Origin of the sequence: Sunxiuqinia indica (genome assembly GCF_009847015.1) — a bacterium.
GTDB classification, from domain to species: Bacteria; Bacteroidota; Bacteroidia; order Bacteroidales; family Prolixibacteraceae; genus Sunxiuqinia; species Sunxiuqinia indica.
In genome coordinates, this window is record NZ_WVEM01000010.1 from 68,122 (window position 1) to 80,156 (window position 12,035).

8 protein-coding genes are annotated in these 12,035 nt (G+C 41.4%); 5 read left to right on the forward strand and 3 right to left on the reverse strand.

Annotated features, from left to right (window positions below; translation table 11 throughout):
* The first annotated feature begins 170 nt into the window (after positions 1-170).
* Both GR929_RS15175 and GR929_RS15180 read left to right on the forward strand, forming a co-directional pair.
* Positions 171-323, forward strand: a complete 153-nt coding sequence (locus GR929_RS15175; protein ID WP_159521282.1) for a hypothetical protein — start codon at positions 171-173, stop codon at positions 321-323.
* Between the two features lie 230 nt (positions 324-553).
* Positions 554-2,263, forward strand: coding sequence for a sensor histidine kinase (locus tag GR929_RS15180; protein ID WP_159521283.1), 1,710 nt, complete (start codon positions 554-556; stop codon positions 2,261-2,263).
* 124 nt (positions 2,264-2,387) lie between these two features.
* Here GR929_RS15180 and metG read toward each other — a convergent pair whose 3' ends face one another.
* The gene (gene metG, locus GR929_RS15185) at positions 2,388-4,421 is read right to left on the reverse strand and encodes a methionine--tRNA ligase (RefSeq protein ID WP_159521292.1); all 2,034 of its coding nucleotides are present in this window, start codon (positions 4,419-4,421) and stop codon (positions 2,388-2,390) included.
* A gap of 363 nt (positions 4,422-4,784) precedes the next feature.
* Here metG and rsgA point away from each other — a divergent pair, with 363 nt between their 5' ends.
* Positions 4,785-5,846, forward strand: coding sequence for a ribosome small subunit-dependent GTPase A (gene rsgA, locus GR929_RS15190; protein ID WP_235934399.1), 1,062 nt, complete (start codon positions 4,785-4,787; stop codon positions 5,844-5,846).
* A 504-nt stretch (positions 5,847-6,350) separates the two neighbouring features.
* Positions 6,351-6,986 (forward strand): hypothetical protein, encoded by a 636-nt coding sequence (locus GR929_RS15195; protein ID WP_159521294.1) that lies wholly within the window; start codon positions 6,351-6,353, stop codon positions 6,984-6,986.
* A 129-nt stretch (positions 6,987-7,115) separates the two neighbouring features.
* Here GR929_RS15195 and GR929_RS15200 read toward each other — a convergent pair whose 3' ends face one another.
* The gene (locus GR929_RS15200; RefSeq protein ID WP_159521296.1) at positions 7,116-9,314 is read right to left on the reverse strand and encodes a B12-binding domain-containing radical SAM protein; all 2,199 of its coding nucleotides are present in this window, start codon (positions 9,312-9,314) and stop codon (positions 7,116-7,118) included.
* Between the two features lie 80 nt (positions 9,315-9,394).
* Positions 9,395-10,945, reverse strand: coding sequence for a hypothetical protein (locus GR929_RS22040; protein ID WP_159521298.1), 1,551 nt, complete (start codon positions 10,943-10,945; stop codon positions 9,395-9,397).
* A gap of 171 nt (positions 10,946-11,116) precedes the next feature.
* On the opposite strand from GR929_RS22040, the gene GR929_RS15210 reads away from it, so the two are divergent.
* Positions 11,117-11,944 carry an aminotransferase class IV gene (locus GR929_RS15210; protein ID WP_159521300.1) on the forward strand — a complete coding sequence of 276 codons (828 nt, stop codon included), beginning with the start codon at positions 11,117-11,119 and terminating at the stop codon, positions 11,942-11,944.
* Positions 11,945-12,035 lie beyond the last annotated feature (91 nt).

Genomic DNA, 12,035 nt, shown 5'->3' on the forward strand with positions numbered 1-12,035 from the left:
ATTGGATTTTAGTGTTTAGATGTTTGCTGTAAGTATTAGTATATAAGTTGATTCATTGAATTGCTGACTTGCTTGTCGTTTCCCTCCATGGATTGATTATAAATTAACCGCTTGTAGGCTGGCTAAGACCCGAATTCGATCTGTTAACTTCTTACAAACTTTTGGTCATAATGAACTTTTCTGATATCTCTGTTGTTTTTGATGTCAAGTTCGGTGTTCAAAAAGGGAAAGAAGAAATTTGGGACGAAGTAAGTTTGATGTTGAGTGGTAAGAAGAGAACATCGAACTTCAAACATCGAAATGCAAAATATTTAAGCGAATAAAGATTTAGTTTTAGGTTTAGTTGGTTTATTAGTTTGAAAAGGGTACGCGGTTGCGGCCCTTTTTTTTTGTTAGATACACCACTTTTTTTCTATCTTTAAAAAAAAACAAATTTTAATTTTGTAGTGTTTTGAGAATTAAAAAGCTAATCAAAGAAAGGGGAAACTATTTTTTTAAGCGCTTTGCGATTGTTTCGTTGCTATTCATTACTATTTCTTCACTTCTATTTTGGATGGGGTTTCAAGTTATGCTTAGTGAGCGAACAATGGAACTGAAGGCCAGCCAAAAACAAAAAGTGCTGGCTGAGAAAAATTTGATGGAGCATTTACTGGATGATGCCGTATTAGATTTAATGATCATGTCGGATAGCCGGTTGTTTCAAAGCTTTTTTATATCGAAAGTTGATGATTCGAACCAGAGAAATAATTTTAATGACCTTGTTGAAAAGTTATTCGGCTTAAAATCGAACTATTACCAACTAAGGCATCTTGACCTTGATGGAATGGAGGTGTTTAGGATTGAAAGGAGAAATGGCAAGCCATATATTTGTACTCCGGATGAATTACAGGATAAAAGCCAACGCTATTATTTTACGAACTCGTTGGATTTAGAAGCAGATGAGTTTTATGTATCTCCCTTAGATTTGAATGTTGAGCACGGAGAAATTGAACAGCCATATCGGCCATTAATTAGGATATGTGTGCCGGTTTTTGATCCGGCTGGTAAAAAGATTGGGATAAATGTTTTGAATTTTGATGCTACCGGAATTATCCGAGAGCTTGATGAGGGATCAAATAGTATAAATGGAATTAATTTTCTGATCAATGAGCAGGGGTATTTTTTAAATGCTAACGATTCTGTTTTAGAGTGGGGATTTATGTTTCCCGAAAGAAATAACTTAACGATAGATGATGTTTTTCAAGAAGATGCCGAAGTAATAGTTGATACAGAATATGCGCAATTCGAAGGGGAGGAAGGCTTATTTACGTCAGCAATTATAGACCCATTTATACGGTTGGGCAACAGAGATTTTAAAGGAAGGCAAAAAGACCGTTACAGTTGGAAAGTAATTTCATTTGTCGATTCCTCTCACTTAGGTATATCGAGTTTTCTACCCTTAACTTCAATACTTGGCTTGTATGCGGTTGTTGTTTTAGTAGGAATGTTATTTGGCTATTTTTATGCCCAAAACGCTTTTCGTAAGTATCAAAGTCAGCTGGCCTTAATTGATTCAGAGCGAGATCTGAGAATAGCGAATCAATCCAAAAATCAGTTTTTCTCGATTATTTCACACGATTTAAAAAATGCCTCGGGTGTTATTGCTAACTACCTGGAATTTATGCAAGAAGCTTATGCAGATTTTTCAGAAGAGGAGCGGAAATCGCATTTAAAAGATATTGGTTTTGCCGCTAAACAGCACAATAAGTTGCTTTACGATATTCTCGATTGGGCGCGCATTCAAATGGGAAAGGTAGTCGTAGAACCTGAAACGATATGGGTTGATAAATTGATTGAGGAACAAATGCAGTTGGTAGAAATTCCCCTGAAAAATAAGGGTTTAAGAATTGAAGCTGAACTGAAAGAGAAGTTGACGATCTATGGTGATAAAGAGATGATTAAAACAATTTTTAGAAACCTGATTAACAATGCCATTAAATTTTCACATCGCGAGAGCTCTATCCGAATTGAGGCAAGGGATTTGGTAGATCGAATCGAACTGCAGGTAATTGATTTTGGATTAGGAATGCGTGAATCCGATGCTGAAAAAATATTTGACCTCTCATCCAAAGTTCAACAACCAGGTACCGAAAACGAATCAGGAACGGGCTTTGGATTGAAATTGGTAGCAGAGCTGGTCCAAAAAAACAAAGGAACCATTCGTGTTGAAAGTGAATTGGGCAAAGGTTCCAGCTTTATTTTAAACTTCCCATCCGGGAAATAAAAAAAACCGCCTTTGCGTACAAAAGCGGTTTCGTATATGTAGAGTAAGTTACCGATCTGCAGAGCAGTACGGCAACTTACGGAAGCGCCGCCAACAAGAGTTGGCAACGACTGTCTTTAATTCGTTATCTTACCTCCGAACCGTTCTTAACTGCACTTTCCGGAGAGACAAACTTCAGTGTTCCATCGGCATCTTCGGCCATCAGAATCATACCTTGCGATTCGATGCCACGCAGTTTGCGAGGTTCCAGATTTACCAACACCGAAACTTGCTTGCCGATGATTTCTTCTGCTTTATAATATTCGGCAATTCCTGAAACAACAGTACGTTTATCGATTCCGGTATCCACCAAAATCTTCATCAGTTTCTTGGTTTTGGCAACCGGCTCAGCTTCTAAAATGGTCGCTGTGCGGATGTCCATTTTCATAAAATCGTCAAACGTGCAATTCTCTTTCGCCGGTTTTGCCACAGCTTCAGCTACTTCGTTTGCTTTTTTAGTGTCCAGCAATTTTTGAACCTGTGCTTCGATGGTGGCATCTTCAATTTTCTCGAACAACAACTCCGGCTTGTTGGTTTGGTGCCCGGCAGGCAATAAATCTGTTCGCCCCAGCTCGCTCCAATCCAGCTTATCAAAGTTGATAAAGCCACAAAGCTTATCCATGCTGAAAGGTAGAAACGGCTTTAGCATGATGGTCAGGTTGGCGGTAATCTGCAAACAGATGTTCATCACTGTTTTTACGCGCTCCGGGTTGGTTTTAATCACTTTCCAGGGCTCTTCGTCAGCGAGGTATTTGTTACCCAATCGAGCCAAATCCATGGCTAATTTCAACGCTTCGCGAAAACGGTAATTGTCCAGGCTTTTTTCTACTTCAGTTTTAAGGTTGCCAATTTCGGCTAAAGTGGCTTGATCCACTTCATTCAACTCTCCCAAAGCAGGAACTTCGCCATTGTAATATTTTTGAGTTAGTACCAGTGCGCGGTTTACAAAGTTACCAAGTACAGCCACCAGTTCGTTGTTGTTGCGGGCTTGAAAATCTTTCCAGGTAAAGTCATTGTCTTTGGTTTCCGGGGCGTTTGCGGTCAAGGTGTATTTCAATACATCTTCTTTTCCGGGGAATTCTTCCAGATACTCGTGCAACCAAACGGCCCAGTTGCGTGAGGTAGAAATTTTATCGCCTTCAAGGTTCAGAAATTCGTTGGCTGGCACATTCTCGGGTAAGTTGTAGCTTCCTTCGGCTTTCAACATGGTTGGGAAAATAATGCAGTGGAAAACAATGTTGTCTTTTCCGATGAAATGCAGCATTTTGGTTTCTTCATCTTTCCACCATTTTTCCCAATCGGGTGTCAGCTCTTTGGTGGCCGAAATATAGCCAATCGGGGCATCAAACCACACGTACAGCACTTTTCCTTCGGCTTCGTCAATAGGCACAGGCACGCCCCAATTCAGGTCGCGGGTTACCGCACGCGGGTTCAGTCCACTGTCGATCCAGCTTTTGCATTGCCCGTATACATTCGATTTCCACTCTTTGTGACCTTCCAGGATCCATTCTTTCAACCAGGGTTCGTACTGGTCAAGCGGCAGGTACCAGTGCTTTGTTTCTTTCAAAACGGGTGTGTTCCCGCTAATCATCGACTTTGGGTTGATCAATTCGGTTGGGCTCAACGATGTTCCACAGCTCTCGCATTGGTCACCATAGGCCTTTTCGAACGAACATTTTGGACAGGTTCCCACGATGTAGCGATCGGCCAAAAACTGCTTGTTTTCTTCGTCGTAATATTGCTCGCTGGTTTGCTCTACAAACTTACCTTCATCATATAACTTCTTGAAAAAGCCAGCTGCTGTTTCATGATGAATTTTGGAACTGGTGCGTGAATACACATCAAATGAAATGCCGAAGCGCTCAAACGAATCTTTAATCATTCCGTGGTATTTGTCCACGATATCTTGCGGAGTAACACCTTCGTTTTTTGCTTTCAGGGTAATAGGAACACCGTGTTCATCCGATCCACCAATGAGCAAGACCTCTTCGTTTTTCAGCCGGAGATAGCGCGCATAAATATCAGCGGGAACGTAAACCCCTGCAAGGTGACCAATGTGTACGGGCCCATTAGCATAAGGCAGGGCAGAAGTAATTAAAGTACGTTTGTATGATGTCATGTCAACGTGATTTTTTTATTGTGGTGAAAACCAATTCTGTTTAAGGGCTACAAAGATAGTTGTTTTTTTGAAGTAGGAATTCCATAAGAATTCACTTTTCAAAGTATTTCCAGATCTGATGATTTCCAATGCGATCAAAAAAAAATTGTACCTTTGTTTTAGCTAAAAAAGTTTGATGTTTAGAATTAACACGGATTTGGTAAAGTAAATAACCTTTGGGATTCACCTAAGGTTATCCCTTAATTAAACTCAGGCATATTCTTGCCGGAGTTATTTTCATGTCTATACATAATTAGTCGTTTGAACCATGGCGAAAGAAGCATTGCATGCTAATGCCATACGTTCAGCAATATTAAATTCAACATGATGAATAATTTATCATTATATGGTTGGAGCGAATCGTTGTTTCAACAAAAGCAAGCATCAATTTTCAAGGATCATATGCATGGGCGGGTTTCAGTTACTCATAAAACCTGCTACGAGGTTGTTTCGGAAGAAGGTTTCTATATCTGTGAGCTGACCGGAAATATGCTTTATGGAAGGGAGCATGTCGAATATCCCTGCACTGGAGATTGGGTCATTTTTCAGTTGGTTGATTCGAATAGAGGAATCATTCATGAATTGTTACCCAGAAAAAAAATGCTTTATCGTTTAAAAAGTGGATCGGTATCTGAAAAACAAGCGATTGCCTCGTATGTAGATAAGGCATTTATCGTGCAAAGTATTGACGATAATTTCAATGCACGACGTACTGAACGCTTTATGCTACAAATTGCTGATGAAGAGATACAACCGGTGTTGGTGCTGACAAAGTCTGACTTAGCATTTAATAAGGATGAGATCAAAAATGCACTAAAGCACCTATCCGATAAAGCACCTGTTTTCTTTACCAGCATTTCTTCACCGGATAGTATTGAACAATTGCGTGAAGTGATGTTGCCGGGTGAAACAGCTGTATTTATCGGTTCATCCGGTGTCGGGAAAAGTACACTGATCAATGCATTATGCGGGCAGGAAATTCTGCAAACAGCAGCTATTAGTGGCTCAACCGGAAAAGGAAAACATACTTCTACGCGCCGCGAGATGATACTAATGGAAGGCTCAGGTGTGTTGATTGACACGCCCGGAGTAAAAGTCTTTGGAGTTACAAACGACAATGCCGATGCCTTGTCGGAAGTGTTGGATATCGGTCGTTTTGAAGGGCAGTGTCGTTTTCGTGATTGTCAGCATATCAATGAAAAAGGTTGCGCTGTGATCGAAGCTCTGGAAAATGGCGATATTGACAATGGGGTGTATGAAAATTACCTCAAACTGCGAAGAGAAGCATGGCATTATACCACTTCAGTGCAGGAAAAAAGGAAACAAGAGAAATCATTCTCAAAAATGGTTAAAAAAGGTAAAAACAGTCCTTTTAAGAAGTACTGATCTTGGTTGAAAACAAGTAATATTGAGCCTCTGGGTGAAACCACCCGGGGGCTTTGTTGGTTCGCTTACCCATTCTAAAAGAAACATTCTTTCGTTTTCGGATTAATGTATAGAGTAATAAACAAAACCACCCCGTCAACCGCTTTGCGATTGCCACCCCTCCTCGGCGAGGAGGGGAAATTGGCCTGTGGTTAATCATCGGCAATAGAATAGTCAAGCAAGCTTCGTTGATCTGTCTCCATTTCTCCTCATTTTTAAGGAGGAGTCCGGACTTTAGTCCGGGAGGTGGTTGCTTTTAATCCGGGCGATTGTTGTTTTGAATGAAAATAAATTATAGTCACTAGTATTACTTGCCTCCCAAAATTGCTAACTTGGGATAGTTAAAACCCAAATACATGACAACGTTCCGAAACGTTCTGATGTTCTTTGGCAAAAAACAAAAGTCTGCCGGGGTTAATAGTACTGCATTAATATTATGCTACTTGCAATATTGAACAAAACGACATGAACGATAAACCAAATACTGGAGTAATAATTGAAAGCTGCCTAAAAGCTGTTGCATCACAATTTCCTATTGTTTCTGGTGTTGCTAGTTTATATGCTGATTGGAAAAATCAACAGGAGTTTAATAACATTCGCGCACTTATTCAGGAGCATGCGAAATCCCTAAAAAATCATGAAGATTTGATCGATAAACACTACTTAGAAACCGAGGATTATATTTTTACTCTCCATCGTACGGTTGATAAGGCAAAAAATGAAATAAGAGAATCTAAGAAAAAGCTATTCGCGGACTTTTTGACTCAAAGCTGCTTAATCAAAAACACTGAGAAGTCTGATAAATTTATCTTTCTTGAAATTTTAGACAAAGTAGATATAGAGCATATAAAATTCCTTTCTTATTTAAATGAGAAATGGAACGGGATGAGGAATGACATTGCAATAGCCAATGCCATAATTCCCAAAGAGACCGGACTCACAAAAGAGAGAGTTAACTTCTTGATTCACTATTTCATTTCAATCGGACTACTCGTTCATTATGACGATTTTGAGATCAAAGATGATGGTGACCTATGGTCCGATACAAAGTATTATGTCTCTGGCTTGGGCAGTGATTTTTTAGAATATCTAAAAGAATAGAAAGATAAGCCCTATTGCATTGAAGCATTTCTTACTATCGTTCAATCAAAAAACATATGCGGATAATGATTTTATTACCAAGCAGATTACCGTTTATTTTTTGATTTTTACTGTACAATCCTTTACAGGCTAAAGAATCAGCAAACCATTTTTGCGCAATCGCATCATGGGTTTGCTATTCCAGAATAAGATGAAATCTTCGTTGGTTTGGGCTTCAAAGCTTGTCTGAAGTTCGTCGAATGTTGGCAGCGTTTCATTCTCAACAGATAGTTTTGGAAGTTGACCGAAAAGCCATTTCCCTTCCGGCTCTTTGAGCTGGATGGTTAATGCTGCTTTTTTATTCTGAAAGGTCAGCTCTGCCATGGGGTAAACCTGGCTTTTTTTCTTTTTGCTGAAGTAGTTTATTGTAGCTTTTCCTCCCAACCATAACACTGAAGCGGACGAACTTGTCGGCAAATACTCCTGTGATTCGATGGCGTGTTGAATGAAATTTGGGCTGACCGTTGTGCGTGGTACTTTAAAGTCGAACCAAGTTTGAAGCGGCATCTCAAAGCCAATCGCATGCATGTAGTTGAACAGCGATTTTTTAAGGCCTTCACTAAAAAGTTCGTGCTTGCAACCTGTCGGATCATCGTGAATCAGGTCGTTATTGGCAAATGTGCCAACAGCTGTATTTTTAATTTTCACCTTGAACTTTTCGGGATGAAGCCCAACCGGACTGTGAGCTGTCATGGCAAATTGGTGCCAAAAGCCGGATTGAATGACACCTGCCTCGAACAACTGACGAACCACATCGAGCGAATCGATCGTTTCCTGCGCTGTTTGAGTTGGGAAACCATACATCAGGTAGGCATGAACCATTATTCCTGCCTGGGTGAAATTGTCAGTAACCTTGGCTACTTTACTCAGACTTACTCCTTTGTTAATCATTCCCAGTAGTCGGTCGGAAGCGACTTCCAGCCCACCGGAAACGGCAATGCAACCGGATTCTTTCAATAGCAAGCACACATCGTAGGTAAAACTTTTTTCGAACCGAATGTTTGTCCACCAAACCACGCTTAGCTTTCTGCGAATAATTTCGAGTGCCAGCGCGCGCATCAATGCGGGGGGAGCGGCTTCGTCGACAAAGTGAAAGCCAATTTGCCCGGTTTGTTCAATGAGCTGTTCAATGCGGTCGCACAGTGATTTTACGCTGCTGGGCTCGTAGCGCCGGATGTAGTCGAGCGAGGTGTCGCAAAAAGTACATCGGCCCCAGTAGCAACCATGAGCCAGCGTTAGCTTGTTCCAGCGGCCATCGCTCCACAGGCGGTGCATAGGGTTCACAATTTCGATCACCGAAAGATAGTTGTCAAGCGGCAGATCGGAATAGTCGGGAGCACCCACATCGGCCTGAAAAATGTCTTTTTCAGTGGCTTCATCGCAATAAACTACCGTGCCATTTTCACACCTGAACGTACGTTTTAACTGATTGGCTTCTCGCTTTCCATCCAAATATTCGAGGAGCAAAAGGGTGGGGGCTTCACCATCGTCAAGCGTAATAAAATCGAGGTAATCGAATACGCGCGGATCGGAAATTGAGCGCAATTCGGTATTTGGAAAACCTCCGCCCATCACAATTTTAATTTCCGGATAATGCTTTTTCAACCACTGTCCGCTTTTCAGAGCACTGTATAAATTGCCGGGAAAAGGCACCGAAAACGCCACAACAGTTGGTAGATATTGTTCTATTTTTTGCTGAAGTAAAGTGGCCAGTAACTGGTCGATAAAACTATCCGGAGCCTGAAGTGATTCGTGCAGTTCGTCAAAGGTATTGGCCGATCTTCCCAGTCGTTCGGCATAGCGGCTAAAGCCAAAATGAGAGTCAACGGCTTCAACAATTAAATCTGAAAGATCTTCGAGGTAAAGGGTTGCCAAATGCTTGGCTTTATCGTGTAAGCCCATGGTTCCAAAAGCCCAGTCAAGGTCTTCGGTATTTGCAAAGCGCGATGCCTCGGGGAGGTAGCATCCATCGCAAATAACATGAGCCAGGGCACTGTTTTTATTCTGAAGCAAAGCGATCACCGGGTCAATTGTTCGGATATATTCAGCACGCATGTCAAAAATACGCTGGCTATTTTCTGTTAAAGTCGGGTTGTCATCCTCAATTTTCTGAAAGAGAGCTATCAATCCCGAACTGGAGAATAATGCTAAAATGACTTCAATTCCTAAATCACATTGATTGGAATCGATGGAACGTGCATTTAAAAATCCTTTTAAATAAGCTGTCGCTGGATACGGCGTATTCAATTGTGTAAAAGGCGGTGTGATGAAAAGTATTTTTTGGCTCACTTTCAATAATTATATTGGTAAAAGTAATATAAACCATCGAAAGATGAATTTGATGAACCCAAAGAGCAACTCGGGCTTACCTATTCTGAAGCAGTGTAAAAGAAGAACTCTTCGGTTGATTCTACTTCAATGCTTCCATCCCAGCCATCATCGGCCCAGCCAAATCGTGAAGGACCACTTCCTCCGCTTCGGCCGTCGGAGCCATCAGGATTACCATCGCCACCATCTCCTCGGCGGCCGCCATCGCCACCATCACCATTTTTTCCTCCCGATCCGCCGTTGCTGGATGCACTAATCAGGTTTTGATAGGGGAGAGCATCGTCAGTAAAAAATAAGGAAATATGGCCACCATTGCCACCGCCACCGGCAAAACCACCAGCACCTCCCCAACCGCCATCACCACCATCTTCACCAGGCTCCTGATGTCTGATTTTAATCTCAAATTCTTCTTCGACGTCTTTATAAACGATCACTTCAATTTCTTTTTCAACTTCAACTTCTTCTTGTTCTCCTTCGCTATTGGTAATTGTTTTGGTTTCGGTTACAGTTCGTTTTTCGGTAAATGGCTTGCTAACGGTTCTTTTTTCTATGCGTTTCTCAAACCATATTTCTCCGTCGCGGCCATCGCCACCGTCCCCACCATCACCGCCATCCCCACCATCGCCTCCCCGTCCGCCTGTTGAGCTTACGGAAATCCGTCCACCATCAGGATTAATCAAATAGCGATAATCCTTCCCGGTCCAGAGGTTTTCGGCATACACATAAAGTAGCGGTTCATTCAAGATTGAATCATGATAAAGGTCGACCCAAACGCCAATATCGGGGCCGTTTTCGCCGTACTCACCATTCCCCCCATTTCCACCATCACCGCCATGATAACCTGCTGACCCGTTGGATCCATCACTTCCATTGTGGCCGGAATAGCCAGATCGTCCATACAAATTTAATCTGTAGTCGTGTTTGTAATCCAGCAAGATTGAAAAGGTATCGGATACGGCTTGGTTCGTTTTTGAATTCACAATTAAACCAACCCGGTGATTGTCGATGTTTCTAAAATCGGGATCGATTGTGAATTTCCCATTATCCCAATCACCACCCTGGGTGATAAACAAGAAATTCTCGGCTTCCTTTTTTCTTTTCAGCTTGTCATAAATTTGAACCACTTTGTTGTTGAATAGCGAAACAACTTCTCCATCAAATCGACATCCGGGTGCTTTGTCAAAAGAAGTTGTAGGTTGAAAAGCAATAGCTGTTTCATAGTTGAGCGGAACGAACACTTTCCGTTTTAGCTTGGGCTGTCGTCGAGGATAGGCTTCAATACTGATGTATTTTCCTTTGGATGGCATCAGCTTTTCGTTAATTGTTATTCTTCCTCCGAAATCAGTTCCCCCAACAACCTCAACGTTATATTTCCACCAGAGTGTGCGACCTCCGGGCATGCCAAATGTTTTCCGGATTTTTCCGTTTCGTTTATAGCCGATTATGCCTATTTTGAATGTTTCGCCAGGAAGGATGAGTTGATCTTGATCGATTACTAGTTGAATGGAATCTAGTCTAGCTGCTAAAGCCGGGTGCTTTTGGGCTGTAAAAAAGCAGATAAGCAAGGATAGTATGAAGAACCAGTTTTTCATAGGGCTGGGGCTTTAAAGTGTCATTACTCAGCATTTCAAAAACCGTTCCCTTTTTAACGATTGTTCAGAAAGATATTGTTAAACATAGATCGAGAGAGTGTTTGCTATTTTCATTTCTGTTGTAACCGTCAAAAAAGCGTTGTAATTTGGGTGCAGTAAATTTTAAAAATTATGATTGGATTTGATAACGGTGCTTTTAGAGAGTTGGCAGAAATCAGTATTCCCATTACAAGTCTTTCGATTAATCGCAGCTATGGTGCCTTTGAGTTTTTAGAGGTGATTAATGGGAAGCCTTTTTATGGTGATCGACATCTCAAGCGTTTTTTAAAAACAATGGCCATATTAAAGTTGACCACCAATTTTGATAATCAATTGAAATGGATACTAGATGAATTAATTGAACGAAATAAGCTGACTCGTAGTTTTGTAAAGCTATTTGTTTTACCTCATGAAGCAAAGTTCGACGGAATTTACCAGGCGGCACTCTATGTTTTCCCAACTCAAATGCCGGATTATCCTCCTTCATTTTATACCGATGGGGTTCGTTTGGTGATGAAACAATATCACCGTTTTCTACCGGAAGCAAAATCGACCAACTATTTAGCCGGGCAGTATTGGATGAATGAGCAAACCGATCAACGGGTGACCGATATCTTATTTCACAATGGCGAAACCGTGCAGGAAACTTCGCGTGGCAATGTGTTTGCCGTTCAAAATGGCAACGTCATGACACCCTCGAAAAATGTATTGGACGGTGTTACCCGGCGTGTGGTGATTGAACTGCTGAAGGAACAAGGTATTCCTTTTCAGGAAACAGAACTCTCTATTGAGACACTGTTTGCAGCGGATGAAGTGTTTCTGGCGAGTACCACTAAGCACATTATGCCTGTTACAACGATTGATAACCGTACAATTGCGGATGGAAAACCGGGTAAGTTTACTAAAAAAGTGATGCAGGCGTTTCAGCATCACTTTAGGAATTATGGAATGCATGGCTAGCTATTTTCCAGCTTCTCCAGTACTTCCTTTTTGTAGCTGCGACTAATGGGAATAACCTTTCGGCCAATATTGATATACAGGGTTTTCTTCA